Origin of the sequence: Denitraticella aggregata (genome assembly GCF_048158365.1) — a bacterium.
GTDB lineage: Bacteria > Pseudomonadota > Gammaproteobacteria > Burkholderiales > Rhodocyclaceae > Azoarcus_F.
The window spans coordinates 261647-288092 of sequence record NZ_JBLLNL010000001.1; the positions used below are offsets into that span (position 1 = coordinate 261647).

General features: G+C 66.7%; 22 protein-coding genes. 9 read left to right on the top strand and 13 right to left on the bottom strand.

The annotated features are described in order from the left end of the window. Nucleotides 1–107: 107 nt before the first annotated feature. Nucleotides 108–1316, bottom strand: coding sequence for an MFS transporter (locus ACKVEX_RS01235; protein WP_473213856.1), 1209 nt, complete (start codon nt 1314–1316; stop codon nt 108–110). A 172-nt stretch (nt 1317–1488) separates the two neighbouring features. On the opposite strand from ACKVEX_RS01235, the gene ACKVEX_RS01240 reads away from it, so the two are divergent. Then, complete coding sequence (locus ACKVEX_RS01240; protein WP_473213857.1) at nt 1489–4053, top strand: PEP/pyruvate-binding domain-containing protein; 2565 nt, start codon at nt 1489–1491, stop codon at nt 4051–4053. Between the two features lie 8 nt (nt 4054–4061). Here the strand turns inward: ACKVEX_RS01240 and ACKVEX_RS01245 are convergent, their stop codons facing one another. From ACKVEX_RS01245 to ACKVEX_RS01255, 3 genes are all read right to left on the bottom strand, one after another. Then, a complete protein-coding gene (locus ACKVEX_RS01245; RefSeq protein ID WP_473213858.1) occupies nt 4062–4352 on the bottom strand; it encodes a hypothetical protein in 291 nt (96 codons plus the stop codon). Nucleotides 4353–4490: 138 nt separating this feature from the next. Further along, the gene (locus tag ACKVEX_RS01250) at nt 4491–5231 is read right to left on the bottom strand and encodes a hypothetical protein (RefSeq protein ID WP_473213859.1); all 741 of its coding nucleotides are present in this window, start codon (nt 5229–5231) and stop codon (nt 4491–4493) included. Nucleotides 5232–5331: 100 nt separating this feature from the next. Continuing rightward, on the bottom strand, nt 5332–5847 hold the full coding sequence (locus ACKVEX_RS01255) for a DUF1499 domain-containing protein (protein WP_473213860.1): 516 nt from the start codon (nt 5845–5847) through the stop codon (nt 5332–5334). Nucleotides 5848–5983: 136 nt separating this feature from the next. Between ACKVEX_RS01255 and ACKVEX_RS01260 the strand changes: the two genes are divergently transcribed. After that, nucleotides 5984–8545 carry a TRAP transporter permease gene (locus ACKVEX_RS01260; protein WP_473213861.1) on the top strand — a complete coding sequence of 854 codons (2562 nt, stop codon included), beginning with the start codon at nt 5984–5986 and terminating at the stop codon, nt 8543–8545. A 21-nt stretch (nt 8546–8566) separates the two neighbouring features. Here ACKVEX_RS01260 and ACKVEX_RS01265 read toward each other — a convergent pair whose 3' ends face one another. The 3 genes from ACKVEX_RS01265 to ACKVEX_RS01275 form a co-directional block, all read right to left on the bottom strand. Then, nucleotides 8567–9601 carry a GGDEF domain-containing protein gene (locus ACKVEX_RS01265; protein ID WP_473213862.1) on the bottom strand — a complete coding sequence of 345 codons (1035 nt, stop codon included), beginning with the start codon at nt 9599–9601 and terminating at the stop codon, nt 8567–8569. Between the two features lie 110 nt (nt 9602–9711). Further along, a complete protein-coding gene (locus tag ACKVEX_RS01270) occupies nt 9712–9891 on the bottom strand; it encodes a hypothetical protein (RefSeq protein WP_473213863.1) in 180 nt (59 codons plus the stop codon). Nucleotides 9892–10139: 248 nt separating this feature from the next. Beyond that, nucleotides 10140–11069, bottom strand: a complete 930-nt coding sequence (locus ACKVEX_RS01275; protein ID WP_473213864.1) for a bifunctional nuclease family protein — start codon at nt 11067–11069, stop codon at nt 10140–10142. Between the two features lie 499 nt (nt 11070–11568). Between ACKVEX_RS01275 and ACKVEX_RS01280 the strand changes: the two genes are divergently transcribed. Continuing rightward, nucleotides 11569–12789, top strand: coding sequence for an exo-beta-N-acetylmuramidase NamZ family protein (locus ACKVEX_RS01280; protein WP_473213865.1), 1221 nt, complete (start codon nt 11569–11571; stop codon nt 12787–12789). 73 nt (nt 12790–12862) lie between these two features. On the opposite strand, the gene ACKVEX_RS01285 is transcribed toward ACKVEX_RS01280, so the two are convergent. The 5 genes from ACKVEX_RS01285 to ACKVEX_RS01305 all read right to left on the bottom strand — a co-directional run bounded on the left by ACKVEX_RS01285 (nt 12863) and on the right by ACKVEX_RS01305 (nt 19077). After that, nucleotides 12863–15136, bottom strand: coding sequence for an NADP-dependent malic enzyme (locus ACKVEX_RS01285; protein WP_473213866.1), 2274 nt, complete (start codon nt 15134–15136; stop codon nt 12863–12865). A 171-nt stretch (nt 15137–15307) separates the two neighbouring features. After that, nucleotides 15308–16330, bottom strand: a complete 1023-nt coding sequence (locus ACKVEX_RS01290) for a VWA domain-containing protein (RefSeq protein ID WP_473213867.1) — start codon at nt 16328–16330, stop codon at nt 15308–15310. Then, nucleotides 16327–17265 (bottom strand): DUF58 domain-containing protein, encoded by a 939-nt coding sequence (locus tag ACKVEX_RS01295; protein WP_473213868.1) that lies wholly within the window; start codon nt 17263–17265, stop codon nt 16327–16329. Before ACKVEX_RS01295 ends, ACKVEX_RS01290 begins: the two co-directional genes overlap by 4 nt. Continuing rightward, nucleotides 17240–18214, bottom strand: coding sequence for an AAA family ATPase (locus ACKVEX_RS01300; RefSeq protein WP_473213869.1), 975 nt, complete (start codon nt 18212–18214; stop codon nt 17240–17242). The genes ACKVEX_RS01295 and ACKVEX_RS01300 overlap by 26 nt, the downstream gene beginning before the upstream one ends. 62 nt (nt 18215–18276) lie before the next feature. Next, nucleotides 18277–19077 (bottom strand): S1C family serine protease, encoded by an 801-nt coding sequence (locus ACKVEX_RS01305; protein ID WP_473213870.1) that lies wholly within the window; start codon nt 19075–19077, stop codon nt 18277–18279. Between ACKVEX_RS01305 and ACKVEX_RS01310 the strand changes: the two genes are divergently transcribed. The 6 genes from ACKVEX_RS01310 (at nt 19076) to ACKVEX_RS01335 (ending at nt 25463) form a co-directional block, all read left to right on the top strand. Beyond that, on the top strand, nt 19076–19249 hold the full coding sequence (locus tag ACKVEX_RS01310; protein ID WP_473213871.1) for a hypothetical protein: 174 nt from the start codon (nt 19076–19078) through the stop codon (nt 19247–19249). The genes ACKVEX_RS01305 and ACKVEX_RS01310 overlap by 2 nt on opposite strands. A 366-nt stretch (nt 19250–19615) precedes the next feature. Next, nucleotides 19616–20647 (top strand): VWA domain-containing protein, encoded by a 1032-nt coding sequence (locus ACKVEX_RS01315; protein WP_473213872.1) that lies wholly within the window; start codon nt 19616–19618, stop codon nt 20645–20647. A 158-nt stretch (nt 20648–20805) separates the two neighbouring features. After that, entirely contained in the window at nt 20806–22089 is a 1284-nt protein-coding gene (locus ACKVEX_RS01320; RefSeq protein ID WP_473213873.1) for an MFS transporter, read from the top strand. Nucleotides 22090–22153: 64 nt separating this feature from the next. Then, a complete protein-coding gene (locus tag ACKVEX_RS01325; protein ID WP_473213874.1) occupies nt 22154–23746 on the top strand; it encodes a thymidine phosphorylase family protein in 1593 nt (530 codons plus the stop codon). Beyond that, nucleotides 23746–24654, top strand: coding sequence for a ribose-phosphate diphosphokinase (locus tag ACKVEX_RS01330; protein WP_473213875.1), 909 nt, complete (start codon nt 23746–23748; stop codon nt 24652–24654). The genes ACKVEX_RS01325 and ACKVEX_RS01330 overlap by 1 nt, the downstream gene beginning before the upstream one ends. Next, nucleotides 24654–25463, top strand: coding sequence for a cobalamin-binding protein (locus tag ACKVEX_RS01335; RefSeq protein WP_473214272.1), 810 nt, complete (start codon nt 24654–24656; stop codon nt 25461–25463). The genes ACKVEX_RS01330 and ACKVEX_RS01335 overlap by 1 nt, the downstream gene beginning before the upstream one ends. A 31-nt stretch (nt 25464–25494) precedes the next feature. On the opposite strand, the gene ACKVEX_RS01340 is transcribed toward ACKVEX_RS01335, so the two are convergent. Next, on the bottom strand, nt 25495–26442 hold the full coding sequence (locus ACKVEX_RS01340; protein WP_473213876.1) for a DMT family transporter: 948 nt from the start codon (nt 26440–26442) through the stop codon (nt 25495–25497). Nucleotides 26443–26446 lie beyond the last annotated feature (4 nt).

Below are 26446 nucleotides of genomic sequence, written 5' to 3' on the forward strand. Positions count from 1 at the left end.
CGCACTCTAGACCTTGACAGCATGGGAAGGTCAACATTCAATTCATTTTTCGGTCAAGATCCATTCCTGTGGTCAGAGCGCGTCATGTGCTGCGGGTGATCCGTGTGTCAGCCGCAGCGCAGGCGCAGCATCACCGCGATCGCGAACACCAGCCCGATCAGGCCCAGCAGGCCGATGACCACGCCGTTCCAGCCGGCATGGATCCACAGCGGACCAGTGGCGCTGCCCAGGATGCTGCTGCCGAGGTAGTAGCTCGACAGGTAGAGCGCGGACACCAGCCCGCGCCGCTGGCCGGCGCGCTGCGACACCCAGCCGCTCGCGACCGCATGGGTCGCGAAGTAGCCGAAGGTGAACAGTGCGAGGCCGACGATGATAGGGATCAGCGACGACAGCGCGGTCGTGACGATGCCCACGGCCATCACGACCACCATCACCAGCATGATCGCGCTCCGGCTGTACCGGTCGGCGAGGTGACCCGCCCACGCGGACGACACGCTGCCGACCGCGTAGAGCAGGAAGATCGCGCCGATCGCGGCCGGCCCCAGGTTATAGGGCTCGATGCTGAGTCTGAAACCGAGGTAGTTGTAGATGCTGACGAACGCACCCATGATCAGGAAGGCGGTCAGGAACAGCCATGGCAGGCCCGGATCGGCGTAGATCTTGCGGACATCCGCGAAGAGCTGGCGGGGTTGCAGCGAACGCGTCTCGAAATGCCGGGCCGGCGGAATGGTGCGCCAGAAAAGCCAGCATGCGACGATGCCCACCCCCCCGAGCGATGCCAGTCCGTAACGCCAGTCCAGCCACTGCGTGACGGTGGCCGCGAGGAAGCGGCCGAACATGCCGCCCAGTGCATTGCCCGCAATGTACATGCCCATCGCGCGTGCACGCGCCTCGTGCGACACCTCCTCGCCCAGGTAGGCCATCGCCGCAGCCGGAAGGGCGGCGATGCACACGCCGACGCCGGCGCGGGCCAGCACCAGCCAGTCGAGGCTCGGCGCCAGCGCCGACAACCAGGCGAACAGCGTCGCTCCGACCAGTGACCATTTCATCATGCCGACCCGGCCATAGCGGTCTGACATCAGGCTGAACGGAATCAGCAGCATGGCCATCGCCATTGTGCCAGCGGACACGGTCAGGCTGGCCACGGTCGCGGAGGCGTCGAAGGTCTGACTCAGCTGGGGTAGCAGGGGCTGGGTACCATACAGCAGCGTGAAGCACGTGAAGCCGCCGAGCGACAGGGCCAGGTTGGCACGACGATACTCGGGTGTGCCCGAGCGATAGTAGGCGTCGGCGCCGTCAGGCGTGTGGTTCGACATGCGGTCCGGCTCCTGTCGTGCTGGCTGAGGATCGTGGCGGATTCGGGATCGTTGCGGCGCACCCGGACAGGCTGTGCCCGTCGATGGCCCGATCGTCGTCAGAGGTTATCGGTTTGTCGGGGTGCCGTCATCCGATTTAAGCTGTGCTGCACCCACCCGACAAGGGCCCCCGATGATGAATGCCGCCAATGAGTCCTCCTTCGCCCCGACCACCGGCATGCCCGGGCTCGACAAGGTCTTCAGCGGCGTTCAGCGCGGCGACAACATCGTCTGGCAGATTCAGACGGTGGAGGATTACGTGGCGCTGGTGGTCCCGTATGCGCGGGCGGCCTGGTCGCAACGACGGCGGCTGATCTATTTCCGCTTCGCGTGCCATCCGCCCTTGCTGGCCCAGGATCCCGGGGTCGAGATCCATCATCCGCGCCCCGGCGACGGGTTCGACGCCTTCGTCGACCAGGTCCATGACGTGATCGAGACGGCCGGCACCGAGACGCTGTATGTGTTCGACTGCCTGTCGGATCTGGCCGAAGCCTGGCAGTCGGACCGCATGATGGGCAACTTCTTCCGCCTGACCTGCCCGCGGCTGTTCGACCTCGACACGGTGACCTATTTCGGGGTGCTGCGAAACACCCATACCCGTGCCGCGATGGAAATGATCACGGACACCACCCAGTTCCTGCTCGACGTGTTCCGATGTCGCGGGCGGCATTACATCCGGCCGATCAAGGTCCAGCATCGGTCCGCCGCGGTCATGAACCTGATTCACGCGTGGGAGGCGGGCGATCACTTCCCGCCGGTCACCGACAGCGGCACCGTGTCCGAGATCCTGGCCGGCGCGGACTGGCCCGGGCTCGAGGACAACCTGTTCAGCGATCACTGGCAGCGGCATTTTGCGGCGGTTCGGGCGCTGCTGAAGGCACGACAGGGCGGCGGCCAGGACAGGGAGGCCGAGTCCGAATGGTTTCGGCGCCTGAGCCGACTGGTGTTCCCGGACGACCCGGCGCTGATGTGCCTGGTCGATGGCTACCTCGATCTCGACGACCTGATCGCGATCCGCAACCGCATGATCGGCATTGGCGCCATCGGCGGCAAGGCGCTGGGCATGCTGCTCGCGCGTGCGGTGATCCGGCGCGATGCACCAGACCTGTTGTCGCGGATGGAGGCCCATGACTCGTTCTTCGTCGGAACCGAGGTGTTCGACACGTTTCTGGTGCAGAACCGGGTGTGGTGGATACGGCGCCGACAGCGCGATCCGGCCACTTTGCTGAGCGGGCTGGACGAGGCACGCGAGCGGATGCTCGCCGGCAGCTTCCCGTCTGCGACGATCCGCCAGTTCGAAGGCATGCTCGATTACTTCGGCGAATGGCCGTTCATCGTGCGCTCCAGTTCCCGCCTGGAGGACCGCTACGGTAACGCCTTCGCAGGCCAGTACGACAGTGTGTTCTGCGTCAACCAGGGTCCGCGCGAGCAGCGCCTCGGGCAGTTGCTCGATGCGGTGCGCCAGGTCTATGCGAGCACGCTGGGCGAACAGGCCTTGCGCTACCGGGAGCGGCGCGGGCTGCTCGCGGAAAACGAGCAGATGGCCCTGCTGATCATGCGGGTGTCCGGCACCGCGGGGTCACGCTACTTCAACCCGCATGCTGCAGGGGTCGGCCTGTCGGTCAATCCCTACCCGTGGAACCCGAAGATCGACATGGGCGCAGGGGTCGTGCGCATCGTCGCGGGCCTGGGGACCCGCGCGGTCGATCGATCGGATGACGACTATACGCGTCTGATTGCGCTGAACGCCCCCGACCTGCGTCCGGAAACCAGGTTCGGCGCGATCGCCCGTCATGCCCAGCGCCGCATGGATGCGCTCGATCTGCAGGAAAACCGTGTCGCCTCGGGGCCATTCGGGGAACTGGTGCGCGACCAGAAGACCTTCCCGATGAGCCTGTTCACGTCCCGCGAACGGGACGACGGTCCGGCCTTTCTGACCTTCGACGGCCTGGTCGGCGGCACGCCGTTCGTAGCCGACATGCGCGCGATACTCGAACGCCTGCACGCGGCCTATGACCACGCGGTCGAGATCGAATTCGCGCTGAACATGCATCCGGACGGGGCCTACCGCATCAACCTGTTGCAGTGCCGGCCGATGCAGGTGCGCAATATCGATGCCGGCCTCAGCCCGGAACCGCCGCTGGCGGCGCCGGTGCGGGTGCGCACCCGTGGTGCGGTGATCGGACCCAGTCGGGTCCTGCAGCCGGATCGTGTCGTGTACGTCGTTCCAGGCGTCTACGGCCACCTGTCGCAGGCCGATCGTTTCGAGATCGCGCGCCTGGTCGGGGCGATCAATCAGGCGAGCCGGGATCGCCAGCTGCTGCTGCTCGGACCGGGGCGATGGGGCTCTCGGGACCCGTCGCTGGGCATCCCGGTCGCGTTCTCGGAGATCAACCATGTCGCGGCGCTGTGCGAGATCGTCGCGATGCACGCGACGCTGGTGCCGGACGTGTCACTCGGCACGCACTTCATCAACGAGTTGATCGAAGCCGACATGCTGTACTTTGCGCTGTTTCCGAAGATGGACGGGAACGCTATCGACGAGGCCGCGTTGCTGCGCGGCGAGAATCGCCTGGCGGAGATCGTGCCGGATACGGCGCGGTGGGCGCAGGTCGTGCACGTGTGCGACGTCGAACCGGGCCGGCTCACGCTGTTCGCCGACGCGATGCAGCAGCGTGTGGTGGTGTGCGAAACCTGAGCGGGGTGCTACTCCGGGCGCACCGACATGTCGCGCAGCTCGCGCAGATCCGGCAGGTCACGCAGGTCCAGTTCCTCGCTGCTCATCTGGTCGGGGTCGTAACCCGGTGGCGGCGTGTGCGGCTGCATCTGCAGCGCCTGCGCGATCATCGGCACTTCCGCATTGACCTGCTGCGGCGTCAGCACGTTCTGATGCGCGACGAACAGGAACGCGGTGATGAAGAACGCGTGGTTGAGCACCTGCAGACGTTCGGTGCGATCCAGGGACTTCAGCGAGAGGTGCTTCATGATGCGGGTCATGGCGGCAGATCCGTAGTCGTACAGTCAATTGACGGCATGAGGCGTCGTCGGGTTCAATCTTAACCCGAATTTTCTTGGCGGGGCGGGACTATGCCGAGATGCGGGGCGCGGCAGGACCCTCCCGCCCTGGCTGCGGCTTCAACTCGCCGCGGCGAGCGCAGCAGCGAGCGCGCCTGCGTCGCCGTGGAGCCGGTCGAGTTCCGGCCCGGTGATCTCGAAGCGATCGCGTATCAGGTAGAGCCTGCCGTCGTGCAGGTGGATGCCGTCGCTGCGCGCCTGGTACTGCTCGAGCAGCTGGCGGCGGGCGTCGTTCAGGAACATGCGCTCTCGTGCCTGGACGATCGGACGTTTGGACAGCGTCGCGACCAGGCCGCCTCGATGTTTCGCGGTCGTCCTCGATCGCAGCAGTCCGGCGCGGCCCAGGATCCGGTCCCGCAACCGCGCCGGACGAAGCGCGAGCGTGGTGGGTATCTCCGGCGGGACGATGCACAGGCGCAGATAGCGTTTCCGCTGCCAGGGACTGCCGAACCAGCTGTTCACGCTGACTTCGTCGATCGAGTACGGAAAACCGGCATGCTCGCCGACGAACATCGGCCCGTTCCGGTCCGGATGCTTCAGCGCGGGATTGGTCGACAGCCAGCGTTGCAGCGATCGGCTCCGGGAACCGCTCTGCCCGGCGCGCTCTCCCGACGTGCCGGCATGCAGCCCATGTTCGTGCGCAAATGCCCGCAGCAGTGCGGGTGTCACCAGACCCGGGCGAATGCGCCGTGGTATCGACGACACGACCATGATGAGCCAGAAGGCACCGAGAAACAGCAGGAAGAACGTGCGGAACTCGATCGAGTCGCCGTCGCTCGCGATCGCCAGCGAGGCTGTCATCGCGAGCGGCGGCAGAAGGAGGCAGCCTGGCCGGATCATGTCGCGTGCCTCGAACCCGGGTCAGTTTATTCCACAGCACAGGGTTGACCGGGTCGTCATCCTACTCGCCCCCGAACGCCTGCCGCAGCGCCTCGACCCGTTTGCGATTCACGCCCAGATCCGAATGCCCGACCCGCGAGGCCGAGCGCACATGGATGAGGCCGTCACCGACGAAATGAAACTCCAGGTCGTCGACGAAGCGCATGATCTGCGTGGTGACCTCGACATGGAGGTAGTCGGCGTCGTCGCGGACGATGCGCTCGCCCGACAAGGTGCCGATCGCGGCGAGCAGGCGCGCGCGGGCGGCGTCACGGTTGCCCGTATAGCGGAATGGTTCGACCCGGTGCGACGAATCCTGAGCGAGGCTGGAAGCGCAGTTCGGGGAACTGGGGCAGGGTGAAAGTCGCCCCTCGGTCAAGCCGATGTTCTGCGGCCGCTCGGTCGCGCAGGCGGCCAGCAACAACAGGCACAGCGGCAGACAGCGTGCACTGCGCCGGACGCTGGCTCGGGACTCCGAAGGTTTCATCTTGGCTGGGACATCGCGGGTGCGCATGTGTTCCGCATCGGCGGTGGGCACCGGGGCTCATTGGTTCGCCTGCGTACGAATTGTCCGAGCGGCGTCCTGCCACTTCAGGTAGATTGAGGTCTGAAGCCGACAGGCTGGCCCCCGCCCACCGGCGCATGTGCGTCATCTGAACAGGATACCGGTAGCGATGACCTCCGGCGAGACTCCCGCTCAGCAGCCCGTCGCCGCGCATCCCACGGCGCCGCGGCGTACGGTCGATGTCATCGCGTGGATCGCGCTGTCCTGGGCGGTCTTCCAGTTGTGGGTGGCCTCACCGCTTCCGGTCGAGCTCGGAGTGCTGGTGTTCAGCGACACCAAGGTGCGCTCGCTGCATCTGGCCTTCGCGATGCTGCTCGCCTTCCTGCTGTATCCGGCACGCGGGGCCGTCATCGATCATCGGCCGCGGCCGCACGATATTGGTGTCGCGGTGGTGGCGGCCTTCTGCGCCGGCTATCTGTATCTATTCTATGCGCGTATCAGTGCCCACCCCGGCGAACCCGCCGGCTTCGATGTCGCGGTGGCACTGGTCGGAATCGTGCTGCTGCTCGAGGCCACCCGGCGCGTGCTCGGCCTGGCGATGGTGGTGCTGGCTGCGACCTTGCTCGCCTATGTGTTCTTCGGCGAGCATGCGCCCGACCTGATCGCGCACAAGGGCGCATCGCTGACCAAGGCGGCCAGTCATCTGTGGCTCACGACCCAGGGGGTGTTCGGTGTGGCGCTGGGGGTGTCGGCGGGCTTCATCTTTCTGTTCGTGGTGTTCGGGGCGCTGATGGAGGCGGCGGGCGGTGCGGCCTATCTGGTGCATAGCGCGCTCGCCGTTCTCGGGCATTTTCGCGGCGGTCCGGCCAAGGCGGCCGTCGGCGTGTCGGCCGCGACCGGTATGATCTCGGGATCGTCGATCACCAATGTGGTGACCACCGGTCCGCTGACGATCCCGATGATCAAGCGCGTCGGTTATCCGCCGGAGAAGGCCGCCGCAATCGAGGTCGCCTCGTCGGTCAATGGCCAGGTGATGCCCCCGGTGATGGGGGCGGCGGCGTTCCTGATGGTCGAATATGTCGGTATCCCCTACCTGGACGTGCTCAAGCATGCGCTGATCTCGGCGCTGATCGCATACTTCGGGCTGCTCTACATCGTGCATCTGGAGGCGGTGAAGGCCGACCTGCGCGGCCTGGCGCGTTTTCGGCCGCGCTACTGGCAGCGTTCGGTGATGCGCTTTACCGTCGGTGCCGCGGTGCTCGGCGCCATCGCGGGGGGAGTGTCGCTGACGACGACGCTGATCCGGGAAGTCGCGCCGGGTGCGATGCTGCCGGCGGTGGCCGGTCTGTTGCTGATCGCGTATCTGCTGTTGTTGCGCATCGGCGCCCGCCACCCGCTGCCGGGCGACGACGGTGCCGCGTCGCTGGCCCATACCCCCGATCCCGGTCCGACGCTGAAATCGGGCCTGTACTTTCTGCTTCCTATCGGCTTGCTGGTCTGGAATCTGATGATCGAACGCCTGTCGCCGACCCGTTCGGCCTTCTGGGCCACCGCCTTCCTGATTTTCGTCGTGCTCACCCAGCGTCCGCTGCAGGCCTGGCTCCGGGGCGAAGCGCACCGGCTGTGGTCGGCGTTCCGGCAGGGGGCGACCGAATTACGGACCGGTCTGGTCAATGGTGCGCGCAGCATGGTCACGGTCGCGATCGCCACCGCGACCGCCGGCATCGTCGTCGGTACCGTCACGCTGACCGGCATCGGCCTGGTGATGACCGAGGTGGTCGAGGTCCTGACCGCCGGCAACGTGCTGCTGATGCTGATCATGGTCGCGCTGATCTGTCTGGTGCTCGGAATGGGGCTGCCGACCACGGCCAACTACATCGTCGTGTCCTCGTTGATGGCGCCGGTCATCGTCACGGTGGGCGCGCAGAACGGGCTGCCCGTGCCGCTGATCGCCGCCCACCTGTTCGTGTTCTATTTCGGACTGCTGGCCGATGTGCTCCCGCCCGGCGGGCTCGCCTCGTATGCGGCGGCGAGCATCGCCGGCGCAAATCCGTTGCGTACCGGCATCATCGCGTTCCGCTACTCGATGCGGATGGCCTTGCTGCCGTTCATGTTCGTGTTCAATCCGCAGCTGTTGCTGATCGGCGTGCAGGGCGTCGGCCATGCGCTGCTGACGGTCGCGAGCGCGACGCTTGCCGGCTTCGTGTTCATCTCCGTCAATCAGGCCTGGCTGATCGTGCGTTGCCGGACCTCCGAGCGGCTGGTGCTGATGCTCGCGACCATCATGCTTTTCTATCCGGCCCTCTTCATGGATCGTGTTCATGCACCCTTCCAGCAACTGACCGGCGAAGCGGTTGCGCAAGCGGTGGTCCAGGCCGGGCGCAACGAGCGCATCCGGATCCTCTACGAGGGCGTGACGCTGGAGGGGCGCGGAGTGAACGGCGTGATCCTGCTGCCGCTCGGTGCGCCCGGGCAGGATGCCGCACAGCGGCTTGCGTTCAGTGGATTGAATGTGGTCGAGGACGAGGCGGGGTTTGGCGTGCAGGGGGTGCGCTTCGGCAGCACCGCCGCCAAGCTCGGCCTGGGACCCGGCTTTAGGATCACCGCGGTCGAAGTGCCGGCGGAGCGGCCGGCACCGGAATGGATATTCGTGCCGGCGCTGATGCTGATTGCGTGGGTGGTGCGCCGGCAGTTGCGCCGGCGCGACGCGCTCGAACCTGCGCACGGGTGAGCGCGGCGCCCGCCGCTTCGGTCAGGGCGCGCTGATCACGCGATTGCGGCCGCTGCTCTTGGCTTCGTACAAGGCTTTGTCCGCGCGGTCGAACAGGGTGTCCAGGGTGTCGTTGCCGGTCCTCGCGGCAACGCCCACCGAGATCGTGAAAGGCGAGATCGCGAGCTTGTCGTGACGCCGGATCAGCCGCAGCTTCTCGATGGTCTGGCGGACGTTCTCGCCCACCGAGCGGGCCAGTTCGGGCGAGGCCCCTGACAGCAACACGATGAATTCTTCGCCGCCGAATCGCACCGATACTGAGTCCTCCGGCGTCACGCTCCTGATGGTTTCGGCCACCTTGCGGATGACGACATCGCCGATCGCGTGACCGTAGGTGTCGTTGATCTTCTTGAAATGATCGATGTCCAGGACCAGCATCGCGGCTGGCCCGTCCGGCGACAGTCCGAACACGCGCGCCATCTCGAGCTCCATGCCGCGGCGGTTGAACAGTCCAGTCAGCGGATCAGTGATCGACTCGCGCCGGTGCTTCTCGAGTTCGCTGCGCAGACTTCTGGCTTCCTGCTCGGTCGACTCGAGGTTCTTCTGCAGATTTTCGTTATCTACGCTGGCTGCGACCGCTGCCTTCAGCAGGTTCTGCGCGATCGTCTTCAGGTTGCTCGGATCCTCGGCACGCTTGAGTTGCGTGATGTTCTCGGACAGGGAGTCCTTGAGTCCGGTCGCGCTGCGGTCGGCCTCGCGCAGATTGTCGATCAGGCCGCCGAGCAGCCGCTCCATGTCTTCCCCCATGCCGCGAAACTGGCGAAAGCTCTCCGCGACGATGAAGCGCTCGTACAGGTCCCGCACGAAGAACGTATCGAAGGTCTTGCCGGACGCGATGCAGTCGTCGATGGTCTTCGCCAGTTCGGGATTGTTACCCTGAAGGTACTCGTGCGCTACCCAGTAGTGGATCGGCGAGGCCGACAGAGCGTGCTGTGCGAGGAAATCCAGGACCTGAACGCCGGGTTCGGGATGCTGCCTGTTCATGCCGATTGTGACTGCGTCGTCTGCTTTATCCATTCGAGAGCGTCCTGCGCTTCGGGGTTATCAGGGATGGGGTGTCGAGGTCCGATCAGAAGAAAATGTCTGTAGCCAGTGGTTCCGCGGCTGCGGTCGGGTTGCCGTCCGGGTCAGCGCGGGTTGTGCGGCGCGACCTTTTGGGCCTGCGCGCGGCGCTGCTCGTCCTTCGCTCTCTTGACCGTCAGAAAGAGTTTGCCGGCTGCAAGCAGGTTGGCGAAGCCGACCAGAAGGGCCTGCCAGATCGGGATGTCCTGGCCTTTGATGGCGTAGTGCGCGAGCAGGCCGAACATCGCAACTGCGACCAGTAACAGAATGATTATATCTCGTCGAAACACGGGCCATCCTCTCGTCGCGTGGCGGTCGGGCCGCCAAGGCCCATGTCGCGAAGACGCGTGCTGAGCCTGCCGATTCTCATGCCGTCAAGTCATGAATGTGCGCAAGTATCCGGATATTGTTGATCAAGATCAATCAAAGTCGTTGGATCGACGCAGTTTCTTGGTCCGAAATCGCAGGAGGGCAAGCCGGGCGGGGGCGCAGGTCACAGGCGCATCGCACGCTGATTCGGCCGTGGCGGCACGGTGGTCGGCAGCGACAGCGTGCGCTCCTCGCCGGCGTACCAATACACGATTTGCGCCCGCTCGCCGGCGACGGTGCGTCGGACCAGTTCCAGAAAAACCATCGGCTTGTCCGGCGCATCGCCATTGACTTCGACGACCAGTGTGCCCGGGTTCATGCCCGCGTAGGCGGCCAAACCGGTGACGGCGGTGACCAGTACCCCGGGCGTATCCGGCAGACGCAGCGCATCGCGCAGCGCCGGGGTCGCTTCGACTACCGTGATACCGAGCGCGGTGGCCACCTGATCGCGGGCAAGTCCGTCGAACTGCAGACCCGCCCCGCCGTGCAGCACGCTGGGTGCGACCCGGATCGCGGCACCAGTGCGTGCGGCCAGCGCGAGCGCGTCGCTCGGTCGCGCATCGATGCGCACCAGCCGCGCGTCCGGCCCCACCCGGACTTCGAGCGCACCGTGGTAGATGCCGTCGCGCAGGGCGTCCACCACCACGCTTTCCAGCGTGCCGGAGAGCTTGTCGATCACGTCGCGCAGCAGGTCATGCGTCATCGGACGTGGTGGGGTGATGCCCTGCTGCGCGAGCAGGATGGCCCGTGCTTCGGGCGGTCCGATGAAGATCGGCACCATGTCCCCGGACTCGGGTTCGCGCAGCAGCACGACCGGCGTGTCGGTCCCGCTCAGCACTGCGACCGTCGCGAGTTCGACCGGTATCAGCGCGTCGCTCGGGAGCGCGAGTTCGCGTGCGCCGATCGCCGGGGCCAGCATCAGCAGCGCGAGCAGCACCGGGAGCAGCCTTGCGATCGCGTGCAGCACCGGCCCGCACCGAAGCCGCGCATCGGGCAGCGACAGGATGTCCGTGTCGGATCGGCGTTTCCGTGAGGGCACTGGGGTCTGCGTCATGTCGGGTCTCCTCGTGGCGATCGGGCGGTGGTGCCGTGGGCCCGGCCGGCGTCCCTGCCGACGTCGGAACCGCAATACCGGGCGATTGGCGTCGGCATCGGGAATGTCGCCACAACAATTGTTCAGAGCGTCACTGCGGGTCATGGGTTCCATCGTGCGCCGCATGAAGCCGCGAGCGGGAGGGGACGGCCGCCCTGACGGCTCCGACGGCCACTCGCGCTGCCGCTGTAAGGCTCGCTTCGCTGCGGGCCTCGAACTCGCGCTGGCGCGCTCAGACAGCGAGGCCCGCGGGCGCTACGCTCGCCGACAGCGGCATGCGCTCGGGCCGAGTCGCCGTCAGGGCGACCGTCCCCTCCCGCTCGCTTCGCCGCAGCGTGTTCATCGATGGTCTTGCCAAGGTCATCGGTGCTTGTCTGCAGACCGGGGGTTCGCGCTACCATGCGCGTTTCCGCCGAGGGCCGAGCCTTTGCGTTCGCCCCGACCGATTCGAGACCTGCCCATGAGCACTGACATCAAGTTCGGACTGGATCGCCTGATCGAGGATGCCGCGCTGCGCCGGCCGCTCGCGGGCAAGCGGGTCGCGCTGCTCGCGCATCCGGCGTCGGTCACCCGTGATCTGACGCACGTGCTCGATGCGCTTGCGGCGCTTCCGGATCTCGACATCGTCGCCGCGTTCGGGCCGCAACACGGGCTGCGCGGCGACAAGCAGGACAACATGGTCGAGTCGCCGGATTTCGTCGATCCGCGTCATGGAATCCCGGTGTTCAGCCTGTATGGCGACGTGCGCCGACCCACCGCGGCGATGATGGAGGCGTTCGACGTGTTGCTGGTCGACCTGCAGGATCTGGGTTGCAGGATCTACACTTTCATCACCACGCTGCGCTACGTACTGGAGGCCGCCGCCGCGCATGGCAAGGCGGTATGGGTGCTGGACCGACCGAATCCGGTCGGCCGGCCGGTCGAAGGACTGACGCTGCGTGACGGCTGGGAGAGTTTCGTCGGTGCGGGGCCGATGCCGATGCGCCACGGCATGACCATGGCGGAACTCGCGCAGTGGTTCGTCGACACGCTGCGCCTCGACGTCGAATGCGAGGTCGTCCCGATGCAGGGCTGGTTGCCGGACGACGCGCCCGGGTTCGGCTGGCCGGGTGCGCAGCGCAGCTGGATCAATCCCAGTCCGAACGCGCCGAATGTGTCTATGGCGCGCTGCTATGCCGGCACCGTGATGCTCGAGGGCACCACGCTGTCCGAGGGGCGCGGTACGACGCGGCCGCTGGAGCTGTTCGGTGCGCCGGGTATCGATGCCATTGCCATACGTGCGCGCATGCAGGCGCTGGCGCCGGACTGGCTGCGCGGCTGCGTGCTGCGCGAGTGCTGGTTCGAGCCGACCTTCCACAAGCATGCCGGTCGGCTGTGCGCCGGACTCCAGATCCATGTCGAGGACCCGCGTCATTACGAGCATGCGGCGTTCAGGCCGTGGCGGCTGCAGGCGCTCGCGTTCAAGGCCTTGCGCCGGCTCCGGCCCGATTACCCGATCTGGCGCGATTTCCCGTACGAGTATGAATTTGAGCGGCGTGCGATTGACCTGATCAACGGCAGCCCGCTGCTGCGCGAGTGGGTGGATGATGCGGCCGCGATGCCTGGCGACCTGGAACGGTTGGCCGCCGCCGACGAGGCGGCCTGGCGCGAGGCGCGTGCGCCTTTCCTGATCTACCGCTGAGCACGGCCATCACCGGCGCGGATCCGGCAGTCGCGAGCAGCGCAACTGCCGGATCCGCGCCCAGGCTTGAAGATCAGCGATCGACGTCCGCATCTACGACCGTGAGCGCGGTCATATTGACCAGTCGTCGTACCGTGGACGAAGGTGTCAGGATGTGCACCGGGCGTGCCGCGCCGAGCAGGATCGCGCCGACCGTGATGCCATGGCCGGCGGCGACCCTGAGCAGGTTGAAGGCGATGTTGGCCGCGTCGACGTTCGGCATGATGAGCACGTTGGCTTCGGTCTTCAGCCGCATGTCGGGAAAGATATCGGTACGGATGGATGGTGCCAACGCTGAGTCGCCCTGCATCTCGCCCTCGACCGATAGATCGGGCGCGCGCGCGTTGATCAGCGCCAATGCGTCGCGCATCTTTAGCGCGGACGCCGCGTCCGAACTGCCGAAGTTCGAGTGCGACAGCAGCGCGACGGTCGGCTCGATGCCGAAGCGGCGCACCTCCTCGGCGGCCAGCACCGTCATCTCGGCGAGCTGTTCCGGCGTCGGATCCTGATTCACATGCGTGTCGCAGATAAACAGCTGGCGTCCGGGCAGCATCAGCATCTGCATCGCTGCGAAGGTGTCCACCCCCTCGCGCAGGCCGATCACCTGGCGCACGTAGCGCAGGTGGTCCATGTAGGTCCCGTTGGTGCCGCACAGCATGCCGTCGGCGTCGCCGCGGCGCACCAGCATCGCCGCGACCAGCGTCGGGCGACTGCGCATCCTTTCCTTCGCGATCGCGGTGGTGACGCCATCGCGCCCGCCCAGACGCAGGTATTCGCTCCAGCAGGCATCGTAGCGCGGGTCATCGAGGATGTTCACGCACTCGCAGTCTTCGCCCAGGCGCATGCGCAGCCCGAAACTTTCGATGCGTGCTGCGATCACGTCCGCGCGACCGATGAACAGCGGACGCGCGATGCCTTCGTCAATGACGATCTGCGCGGCACGCAGCACGCGCTCGTCCTCGCCCTCGGCATATGCGATGCGCTTGGGCGCCAGTCTTGCCGCCTGCAACACCGGCTCCATGCTGGTGCCGGAGTGGTAGACGAAGCGGCGCAGGCGTTGCCGGTAGACATTGAAGTCCTCGATCGGACGCGTCGCGACGCCGGAGTCCATCGCCGCCTTCGCAACTGCCGGAGCGACGCGCTCCATCAGCCGAGGATCGAAGGGCTTCGGAATCAGGTACTCGGGACCGAAGCGCAAGCCTTCGGCGCCATAGGCGCTGGCGACTTCGGCCGGAATCTCGGCATGGGTCAGGTCGGCGATCGCGCGCACCGTGGCGACCTTCATCTCCTCGTTGATCGTCGTCGCCCCGACGTCTAGCGCGCCTCGGAAGATGAATGGAAAGCACAGCACGTTATTGACCTGATTCGGGTGATCCGAGCGGCCGGTGCCGATGATCGCGTCCGGGCGGACCGCTTTCGCGTCCTCCGGATTGATCTCCGGGGTCGGATTGGCCATCGCGAGGATGATCGGGTCGCGTGCCATCTTCGCGACCATGTCGGGCTTGAGCACGCCGCCTGCCGACAGACCCAGGAAGATGTCGGCGCCGTCGACGATGTCCGCCAGCGTGCGGGCCGGCGTGTCGCGGGCGTAGCGTTCCTTGCTCGCATCCATCGCGCCCGGGCGGCCGACGTAGATCACGCCCTTGCCGTCGACGACGCGGATGTTTTCCGCCGGCATGCCGAGGCTCACCAGCAGGTCCAGGCACGCGATCGCGGCCGCGCCGGCGCCCGACGCGGCCAGCTTAGCGTCGCGGATCTCCTTGCCCACCAGGCGCAGGCCGTTGATGACCGCGGCGGCGGCGACGATCGCGGTACCGTGCTGGTCGTCGTGGAAAACCGGGATCTTCATGCGCTCGCGCAGCTTCTTCTCGATGTAGAAACACTCCGGGGACTTGATGTCCTCGAGGTTGATGCCGCCGAAGGTCGGCTCCATGCTGGCGATGATGTCGATGAGCTTGTCGGGGTCATGCTCGTCGAGTTCGATGTCGAACACGTCGATGCCGGCGAACTTCTTGAACAGACAGCCCTTGCCCTCCATCACCGGCTTGCCGGCGAGCGCACCGATGTTGCCCAGTCCGAGTACCGCGGTGCCGTTGGTGATGACCGCGACCAGGTTGCCGCGCGACGTGTAGCGCGCGGCCAGCAACGGATCCTCCTGGATCGCGGTGCATGCGAAGGCCACGCCGGGCGAATAGGCCAGCGACAGGTCGCGCTGCGTGGCGAGGCCCTTGGTCGGGGTCACCGAGATCTTCCCTGGGGTCGGAAACTCGTGATAGTTCAGCGCATCCTGGCGCAGTTGCTCGTCCATTATCGTTCTCCTCTTGTTGCGTGCGTGTTCGAGGCGGAGCGTGCGGCCGCGCGCGTCACGCGCTCGCGGTTCTGGTCTCCTCCCGGTGCCCTGGCACGATAGGGCACGGTCTTGTTGTTCTGATGCGGATGATGCGTCGCCGGCCGCCGACGCATCATCCGCCGGTTCGATTCATAACACGCGGTTGAACCACAGCATCGACAGCATCGCGCCGAACAGCGTGATCAGCGCGCCGGCCGCGGCGAACAGCGCGGTGATCTCGGTCTGCTCGGTCTTGAGCACCATGCGGGTGTTCAGGTTGCGATAGACCGCCTTCAGATCCTCGGCGGTACCCGCATGGAAGTACTCCCCGCGCGTCATGCCCGCGATCTCGGTCAGCGCGTCTTCGTCCAGTCCGACCCGCGCGGACCAGCCCCCGACATTGATCACATCGCCGGCGATGGTGCCGACCCCGACCGTGAACACGCGCACGCCCAGATCCGCCGCGAGCCGCGCGACTTCGACCGCATCCGGTCCGGTGGTGCTCTGTCCGTCGGTGAGCAGGATGATCGCCGCATCGGTGTTCGCCCCCGGTTCCATCGGCACCGGGCCGAGGAACTCGGGATGTCGGATCTCGATCGCGGACTCGCCGCCCGGGGCCGCGATCATGATCCCGGCCTCCGGAAACAGCGTGGCGAGCGACACCGCCAGGCCGCTGCCGATTGCGGTGCCGTACTGCAGTTGAAGGTGTTCGATCGCGGCTGAGATGTCCTCACGCGACAGGGTGGGCGGCTGCACCAGCGCGGCGGTCGCGGCGAAGCTGACGACCCCGATACGGGTGTCGCGGGGCTGCTCGGCCACGAAGCTGCGGGCGGCCTCCTGCGCCGCGATCAGTCGGTTGGGTTCCACGTCGGTCGCGCGCATGCTGCCTGACACGTCGATTGCAAGGATGACCGACTGCTCCTGGTGCGGCAGCGTCACGATCGCGCTGGGGCGGGCCACGGCAACCAGCATCGTGGTGATGCCCAGCAGAAACAGCAAGGGCGGAACATGGCGTCGCAGACCCTTATTGGGTCCGACCGCGCGCTTGACCATCGCGAGGCTGGCGTAGCGCAGTGCGACCTTGCGGTTGCGGCGCAACAGCAGGATGTAGGTCAGCACCAGCAGCGGAACCATGGTCAGCAGCCATAGCAGATCGGGCCATAGAAAACTCATTTTCGGGCCCCCGCCAGATGTCCGGGCATACCGCTGGCGGCGGCCCGGCTGCGCCAGTTGCGCAGATCGGCAAAACGCAGGATGGCGTCGACCAGGTCGTCGTCGGTGGACAGTTCCAGCGTGTCGGCGCCGGCACTCTGGAAGGCTGCGTGCAGCGCACTTTCGCGCGCCTCGGCCTGCATGTGGAAACGGCGTCGGAATCCCGCGTCATGCGTGTCCACCAGCATCTGCTCGCCGGTTTCGGCATCCTCGATCACGACGATGCCGAGATCGGGCAGGTCTGCCTCGAGCGGGTCGGTCAGGCGCACTGCGATCAGGTCGTGGCGTCGGGCAAGCTGCGCCAGCGGTCCGGCCCAGCCGGGCTGCGAGATGTAGTCGGAGATCACGAACACCAGCGATCGCCTGGGCATGAAGCTGATCGCGGCGCGCAGCAGCCGACCGAGGTCGGTCTCGGCGGACCGCGGCCGTTCCGGCCTTGCATGGAGCTGATGCAGCAGGTGCAGCACATGGCGGCGGCCGCTGCGGGCCGGGATCATGGTGTCCCGCTCGGCCCCGTCATGCAGCAGCGCGCCGACACGATTGCCCTGTCGGGTCAGCAGCCGCGCCATCACGGTCACGAATTCGGTGCCGACGCTGCGCTTGGAGGCTTGCGAACCGAAGTCCACCGACGGGCTCAGATCGACCAGGAACCACGCAGTGATCTCCCTGTCCTCGTGGAACTCCCGCACGTAGGGCGTGTGCTGCCGGGCGGTGACGTTCCAGTCGATGTGGCGCACGTCGTCTTGGTACTGATACTCGCGCAGATCGGCGAGATCGAGGCCGAAACCGCGGAACAGGCTGCGATAGTCGCCCTGCAGCAGGCCGTCGAGCTTGTGGATGACCGTCCACTCGAGGCGACGCAGCATGCGCTCAGGATCGCGTACCGTGCCGGACATGGGCCTCCAGCGGTTTTTCGGGCGGGGTGATGCGTTCGATGACGCGGTCGAGCAGGTCGTCGGCCGTCAGGCCGTCCGACAGGGCCTCGTAGCTCAGGACCAGCCGGTGGCGCAGCACGTCCGACACCAGGTCCGTGACGTCCTCCGGCAGCACATAGGCGCGTCCGCGCAGGAACGCGAGCGCACGCGCGCCCTCGATCAGGTGAATCGACGCCCGTGGACTGGCGCCATAGCTCAGGTAATGCGCGAGATCGGCGATGCCGTAGCGTTCCGGATCACGGGTCGCAGCCACCAGCTTGACCGCGTACTGGATCAGCGCCGGATCCACATACGCATTGCGGCACTCCCGTTGCAGTGCGGCCAGTTCATCGGTGGTGGCCATCGGCGAGGTGAGTGTGGGCGGACCGGTTACGCGCTCGACGATGGTGAACTCCTCTTCCTCGGTCGGGTAGCCGACCAGCACCTTCATCATGAAACGGTCGACCTGGGCCTCGGGCAGCGGGTAGGTGCCCTCGGTCTCGATCGGGTTCTGCGTCGCCAGCACCAGAAAAGGGCGCGGCACGTGATGCGTCTCCCCGGCGATGGTCACCTGATATTCCTGCATTACTTCGAGCAGCGCACTCTGCACCTTGGCCGGAGCGCGGTTGATCTCGTCGGCCAGCAGCAGGTTCGTGAACACCGGTCCGAGCGACGTGCTGAACTCGCCGGTGCGCTGATTGTAGATGCGGGTGCCGACCAGGTCGGCGGGGACCAGATCGGGGGTGAACTGGATGCGTCGGAAGTGGCCGCGGATCGTCTGCGCGAGCGTCTTCACCGTCAGCGTCTTGGCCAGACCGGGCACGCCCTCGACCAGCAGATGCCCCTGCGCGAGCACCGCGACCAGCACCCGCTCCAGAAAGTGGTCCTGCCCGACGACGACCTTCTTGACTTCGTACAGGACGCGTTCCATCAAGGTTGCGACATCGCCTCGACTCGTTTCCCGGTTTTGCATCGCTGCCCTCCGTCGGACGCTCAGAATGGTGACAGACCGGCCGCGCCGGCGGCATTCTCGATCGGGACCGCAAAACCGATGCCGATGAAAACGCCGTGCTGGCGCGGATTGAGGATGCCGGTCACGATGCCGACCACCTCGCCGTCGCTGGTGACCAGCGGTCCGCCGGAACTGCCCGGGTTGGCAGCCGCGTCGAACTGGATCAGATTGGTCAGCACCCGCTGGCCTTCGGGTGACACGAATTCGCGCCGCAGCCCGGACACGACGCCGGCACTGACCGACGGACCGAGCCCGAACGGAAAGCCGACTGCGACCACGCGTTCCCCGAGGGCGAGTCCGGTGGTCGAGCGCATCGTGGCGGCGACCAGACCGTTCGGGATCTCGCGTGCCTGCAGCACCGCCAGATCGTGTTCCGGGCGCATGCCGACAACGTCGGCCTCGGATTCGAAGCCGTTGGCGAACACCAGCGTGATTCGCTCCGCACCTGCGACCACATGCAGATTGGTCAGGATGGTCCCGTCGTCCACGATCACGACGCCGGTGCCGACGTTGCTGTCGTCATCCGTTTCATCCCCTGAAGTCGCCACCTTGCTGCGCACCCTGACCACCGAAGGCTGGATCACCTGATGCGCGCGCACCGCGGGCGAGGTCATCGCCTGCGCGTCGATCTTGCGCTGGATCGCGGCGTCGATGTCGATCGACCCGGCCGTCCCCGTGCCTGCGGAGATCCAGGCCTGTGCGACGAACAGCAGCGACGCGATCAGCGCGCCTGCGCCGACCAGCGCGAACCGCTCGCGACGCGAAGTGGTGGTGCGAGGCATGGTCTCGACGACCTTGTCGGGGGATGCTGACGCCGCGTCCGGCGCCGCCGCGCTGGAGGGCGGGAGCGTGCGGCTCGATGCAGGCGTGCGGCTCGAGCGAGACGCGCCGCGGATCGAATCGGCCGAGCCGGACGGGCCGACGCCCGACCGTCTTCGCGCAGGTCCCGAATGACTGTAAAGCGGGATTCGCTTCATCACGCCCCTCCTGTTCCAATGCCTGGACCCGGTTCAAGCTGATCAGCGAACAGTTGCGCGCGACCCTGCTTCCAATGAGGTGTGCAGGACATGGTCGTGTCGCTGAAAACGAACTAATCTGACTATAGCCCAGCGCAGAGATTCCGTGGCGCTGGGAATTTGCTCGACCGGCTGCGCTCGGGAGCGCAGAGCGGCGAATCCGCACCGCAGGCTCGACGCGCGCGCCGGCGGAGCCTGGGCACCATTTCGGTCGAAGCGGGTCAGCACTGTCAGGGCCCGGTGCGCGCAAGCGGATCGCGGTGGTGCGCACGGCGGTATCGATGAACGGGCGAGGGATGTGCCAATGAGTCTTGTATGGCCCGCGATGCTGTGGGGCTTGCTGCTGCTGCCGGCGCTCGTCGCGTGCTACCTGCTGCTGCAGCGGCGGCGCAAGCGCAATCGCCTGCGCTATCCCAGTCTCGCGCTGATCCGTGGGTCGGTCGGACCGGGTCAGAGTCTGCGGTGTCATGTGCCGCCCGCGCTGCTGTTGCTGGCGCTGGCCGCGACCGTTTTCGCGCTGGCCCGCCCCAGTTCGATCGTGATCTTGCCGTCGGATCAACGCACGCTGATCCTGGCACTCGATGTGTCGCTGAGCATGAGCGCGCCCGACATCGAGCCGAACCGCCTGGCCGCCGCGCAGGCGGCTGCGCGTGGCTTCGTCGAGGATCTGCCGTCGGACCTGCAGGTGGGCATCGTGTCCTTCGCAGGAACGGCGTCGCTGGTCCAGGCGCCGACCATCGATCGGATGGCCGTGGTCTCGGCGATCGACCGTCTGCTGCTGGACCGGCATACCGCAATCGGCAGCGCCATTCTGGTGTCGCTCGCGACGTTGTTTCCCGCTCAGGGCCCGGATCTGGACACGATGCTGCTCGGCGACTGGCAGGGCGCGTCGTCGGGCGGTGGGCGGGCTGGCGAGGCGAGCGCGATCGCGGTGCCGGGCAGCTACCCGTCGGCCGCGATCATCCTGCTCACCGACGGGCGCAGCACCACCGGGCCGCATCCGATCGAGGCGGCCCGCGTCGCGGCCGATCGCGGTGTGCGCGTGTACACGGTCGGGTTCGGGACGACCGAGGGCGCCACCGTCACGACCGAGGGCTGGTCGATGTACATGCGCTTCGACGAGGGATCGCTGAGGGCAGTCGCCGACATCACCGACGCGGAGTACTTTCATGCCGGCACCGCGGCGGACCTGCGCAGGGTCTATGACGACCTCAGTGCGCGCTTCGTGCTCGAACGGCAGGAAACCGAACTCACCGCGCTCTTCGCCGCGGCGGCCACGGCACTGGCCGTTCTGGCGGGTCTGCTGTCGCTGGTGTGGTTCAATCGCGAGATCTGATCGGGCCGGCACCTTGATGCGGGACCGACAGCAGGGATCGAAGCCGGCCGCGATCCGCCTCGCGCGATCCGGACGGCCCGTCCGAGACCAAGCTTTGCTTGTGCGCGCGCCATACGGCAGGGTATCTTTGCCCCTCGTTCACCGTATCGGGAATCTTCATGTCGAGCACGTCGCTCCCGCCCGTCAAGCTGGCCTGGACCGTCTGGGGCCTGGGTGCGCTGCTCTATCTGATCGGCTTCTATCAGCGGGTCGCACCGGCGGTGATCGGCGACAGCCTGATGGCCGAGTTCATGATCAGCGGCGCGGCGCTCGGCAATCTGTCGGCGTTCTATTTTTACGCCTACGTCGTCATGCAGGTGCCGACCGGCGTGCTGGCCGACCGCTGGGGCGCGCGCAAGCTGCTGGCCACCGGGGCGGCCCTTGCGGCGGTCGGGACCGTGGTCTTCGCCTTCAGCGCCAGCCTCGCCTGGGCGAGTTTCGGGCGCCTGCTGATCGGCGGGTCCGTGGCGGTGGCTTTCGTGTCGATGCTGAAACTCGCGACGCACTGGTTCGCGCCCAGGCACTTTGCACTGGCCTCCGGCATGGCCCTGTTCGTCGGTATCGTCGGCGGCGTCTTCGGCGGTGTGCCATTGCGCCTGCTGGTCGATGCGTTCGGCTGGCGTGCGGTGATGCTGGTGTCGGCGGCTGTGACCGCGTTGCTGGCGGTGGTGATCTGGCTCAGGGTACGCAACGATCCGGAAGACTACGGCTATCGCAGCCATCGATCGCACGGTGCGCACGGCAGCCAACAGGGATCGATCCTGCGCGGGCTGGCCGACGTGCTCGCCTATCGCAACGTGTGGATCCTGCTGATCACGCCGATCGGTGTCTCCGGTGCGCTTCTGACCTTTGGCGGCCTGTGGGGTGTGCCCTATCTGCGCCAGGTCTATGGCCTCGATGCGAGCACCGCGGCGGCGATCACATCCGCCTCCCTGGTCGCGTGGGCGCTTGGCGGTCCCTTCCTCGGGGCCTTGTCCGAACGCTTGGGTCGGCGCAAGCCGCTGCACGTGCTCGGCTGCGTCGTCGGGCTCGTATGCTGGACGCTGCTCGCGCTCGTGCATCTGCCGCTGCCGGCGCTGATCGGAGTGCTGCTGGTGGCAGGCTTCTTCGCCGGTAACCTGATCATCGGTTTTGCGTTCAACAAGGAATCGGTACCACCCCATCTGGCCGGTACCGCGTCGGGTGTGTGTAACATGGGGCCGCTGATGGGCGGAATGCTGCTCCAGCCGATCTTCGGCTGGGTGCTCGATCTGAACTGGCAGGGCGTGGTCGAGGGCGGGGTGCGCCTGTACCCGGCCGAGGCCTTCCAGGCCGGCTTCCTGGTCATCGCAGCCTTCATCGCGCTGTCGATGGTGCTGTCGCTGTTTTCGCACGAGACCCACTGCCGGCAGAATGTGGGCTGATCGCGGACATTTGACCGGTTTCGCTCCTTTCGTGACTCACGCGTCGCCAGTGCAGGCTTGAACGATGACCATATCCGATCCCGATTCCGCAAACAGAGCGGTCGCTCATGTCGACGAGGCCACGACGCTCGCGCTGCGCCGCGTCGCGATCGATACCTATCGCGAGAACGTCGCCTATCTTCACCGCGATTGCGCCGTCTATCGCGCCGAGGGTTTTCAGGCCCTGTCCAAGGTCGAAGTCCGGGCTAACGGGCGCCGCATCCTCGCGACGCTGAACGTCGTCGACGACGAAGCTATCGTCGGCTGTCGTGAACTCGGTCTGTCCGAGGACGCGTTCGCGCAGCTGAGCGTCGTGGACGGACACCCGGCCTCGGTCTCCCAGGCCGAACCGCCCGGGTCGATTCCGGCCCTGCATCGCAAGATCGCCGGTGAGCGCCTCGGTCGCGAGGACTTTCGCGCGATCGTGCGCGACATCGCGGAATTGCGCTATTCCAAGATCGAGTTGACCGCCTTCGTGGTCGCGTCCAATCAGGGGGAACTGGATCGCGAGGAGGTGTATTTCCTGACCGATGCGATGGCCGAGTCCGGGCGCCGGCTGGACTGGCACGAGCGGCTCGTCGTCGACAAGCACTGCATCGGGGGCATCCCGGGCAACCGCACGTCGATGCTGGTGGTGCCCATCGTCGCCGCGCACGGCATGCTGTGTCCCAAGACGTCTTCGCGCGCGATCACGTCGCCCGCCGGCACCGCCGACACGATGGAGGTGCTCGCGAACGTCGAACTGCCGTTCGACCAGCTCGAGGAGATCGTGCGCGAGCACCGCGGCTGTCTTGCTTGGGGCGGTACGGCCCGTCTGTCCCCGGCCGACGATGTGCTGATCTCGGTCGAGCGGCCGCTGTCGATCGATTCGCCCGGTCAGATGGTCGCGTCCATCCTGTCGAAGAAGATCTCGGCCGGATCCACGCACATGGTCCTCGACATCCCGGTCGGCCCGACCGCGAAGGTGCGTTCGATGCCCGAGGCGCAGCGCCTGCGCAAGCTGTTCGAGTACGTCGCCGGCCGGATGGGCATGGCGCTGGACGCGGTCATCACCGACGGTCGTCAGCCGATCGGCGACGGCATCGGGCCGATGCTCGAGGCGCGCGACGTGATGCGGGTGCTGGAGAACGATCCGCGGGCGCCGGACGACCTGCGCCAGAAGGCGCTCCGGCTGGCGGGGCGGATGCTGGAGTTCGACCCGGACGTGCGCGGCGGCGACGGTTTCGCGATCGCACGCGACATCCTGGATTCCGGCCGGGCGCTGGCCAAGATGGACGCGATCATCCGCGCCCAGGGCAGTCATGGCTTCGACCACAATGCGACACAGTTCGGGCCGCTCAGCTTCGACATCCCGGCGCAGGCCGGCGGCGTCGTGACCGCGATCCACAATCTGCAGATCGCCTGTGTCGCGCGGCTGGCCGGCGCACCCAAGGTGAAGGCGGCCGGCGTCGAGCTGTTCCGCAAGCTCGGCGACGAGGTGCGCGCCGGTGAGCCGCTGTACCGCGTTTTCGCCGAATATCCCGCCGATCTCGAATTCGCGCGTCAGGCGGCCGAAAAACTGTCCGGCTACACCATCGGTACGGCAGACGAGTTGCTGCACCTTTTCGTGGAATTCTGATGCCCGACACCGCGACGCTGCTGCATTTCGACGACGAACGGCCCTTCGCCGACAGGCTGGCGAAGGCGGCAGCCCTGCCCGCGGCCGGCATCGTGCGTCACCGTTTCCCGGACGGCGAATTGCGCCTGCGCCTGCCGGCAGTGCTGCCGGAAACGGTGGTGCTGCTTCGCAGTCTGGTGACGCCGAACGAGAAGCTGGTCGAGATCCTGTTGGCGGCACGTACCGTGCGCGATCTGGGGGCGCAGCGAGTGGTTCTGGTGGCCCCCTATCTGGCCTACATGCGCCAGGACATCGCTTTCGAGCCGGGCGAGGCGGTCAGCCAGCGCATCGTCGGACGCTTTCTGTCGGATCTCTTCGACGGCGTGATCACCGTCGACCCGCACCTGCACCGGGTCGCGACACTGGCCGAGGCGGTTCCGGTGCGCCATGCGGTGGCGCTGTCGGCGGCCGGATTGCTGGCCGACCTGATCGCCGCACGCCGTGAGCGGCCGCTGTTGATCGGTCCGGATGCCGAGTCGGCGCAATGGGTCGCGACCGCTGCCGACGCCCACGGTTTCGATCATGCGGTGTGCGCCAAGCTGCGTCGCGGAGACCACGACGTCGACATCGCACTGCCGGACATCGATGTGCGAGACCGCGCGGTCGTGCTGCTCGACGACATGGTCAGCACCGGCAACACGGTTGCGGTCGCGGCCCGCAGATTGCTCGCCGCCGGCGCATGTTCGGTGGACCTGGCGGTCACGCACGCGTTGTTCGCCGGGGGAGCGTTCGAGCGTCTGCGCGCGGCCGGCGTCGGCGAGGTCTGGAGCTCCGACTGCATCGTGCATACGAGCAATGCGATCGGCGTGGCGCCGCTGCTGGCCGACGCATTGCGCCGCTTGTTCGGGTCATGGTCGTCCGCGGCATGATGCGCGGCACTCCGCGGCGCATCGTGTGCTTGAGCACCGAGACGGTGGAAGTGCTGTATGCGCTCGGCGAGCAGGATCGGATCGTCGGCATCTCGGGCTACACCGTCTTTCCGCCGCAGGCCCGCAAGGACAAGCCGAAGGTGTTCGCATTCAGCAGCGGCGATCTCGCGCGCATTCTCGCGGTCGAGCCGGATCTGGTGTTGTGCTTTTCCGACCTGCAGGCCGACATCGCGCGGGATCTGATCAAGGCCGGCGTGGCGATCCACGTCTTCAATCAGCGCAGCGTCGACGGCATCCTGGGGATGATCTCGACCCTCGGCCGGCTGGTCGGCGCGATCGATCGTGCCGAGGCGCTGTGCGCCGAACTCGAAGGTGTCATCGCGAATGTCCGCATGGCGGCGGCGAAGCTGACCCGCCGACCGAAGGTGTACTTCGAGGAATGGGACGAACCACCGATTTCCGGCATCCGCTGGGTGTCCGAACTGATCGAGATCGCTGGCGGTCAGGACGTCTTCCCGGAACTCGCGACCCGACCATCCGCGGGCGACCGCATTCTCGCCGATCCACTCGAGGCCGTCCGTCGCGCCCCGGACATCATCATCGGTTCCTGGTGCGGCAAGCGCTTCCGTCCGGAGAAGGTCGCCGCACGACCCGGCTGGGAGGCGGTGCCGGCGGTGGCGCGTGGGCAGGTGCATGAGATCAAGTCGGCGATCATCCTGTCGCCGGGGCCGGTCGCGATACGCGAGGGGCTGCCGGCGCTGGCCGGCTTGATCCGCGATTGGGCAGAAGGGCCGGACCTCAAGCGATGAGTCGTTCGGACTGTCCGCCAGATCGCATCGGTCAATCGACGGGGGATCTGACCGGCCGTGTGCCGTTCTTCTGCCTACGCATCTCGCGCAACGCCAGCCACGAGTTCATCGCGATCGCGGCGAGGATGATGATGCCACCGAGCAGCGTGTCGTCGGGTACCTGCTCACTGATCACCAGCCACACCCAGAAAGGTCCGAGCACGGTTTCGATCAGCAGGAACAGGCCGACCTCGGCCGAGGGCAGGTAGCGGGGCGCGATCATGATCATCAGCGTCGCGAGCGGGATCTGGACCAGACCCATCAGCGCGAGCCAGCCGTAGCTCGCCGCGGCCAGCGACAGCGGTTCGGCGAACGGAATCGCGATCATGCCTGCCACCGCGCCGGAAAGCGCGATCAGCGGCAGACGCGGCATGTCGGGAAAACGGCGCAGCAGCGTCAGCGATGCGCCCATCGTCACTGCGATCGTCACCGCCGCGAGGTCACCGCGCCAGCGCGGCGCATCCAGCGACCCGACGAAGATCACGCACACGCCGGTGATCGCCATCACGATCGCGAACAGCGTGCGGGTCGAGATGCGTTCGCGCAGGAAGAGCCACGAGAACAGCGCCGCGAACAGCGGGGCGCTGGCCAGAATGACGACCGTGTTGGCGGTGCTGGTATGGCTGATGGAATAGACGAACAGCGCGGAATTCAGGCCGTACAGCATGCAGATCGCGGCGGCACCGGCCAGCGCGAGCCGGGTTGCAGGCAGGCGGATGCGTTGCCGCGTGACCAGAATCGCCACGCCTATCGACAGCATCATCAGCCAGCCGCGCCAGAACACCACGTTCCATTCCGATGCGTTGGCGAGACGGATCAGCAGCGCGTCGAAGCTCAGCACCAGCACGCCGATCGATGCGATGCCGATGCCCCTGCGGCGGGCCTCGGATGCATCGCCGGCTTGTGGCGCGAGCCCGTCGCGCATGGTCTCGAGGGTCATCGGC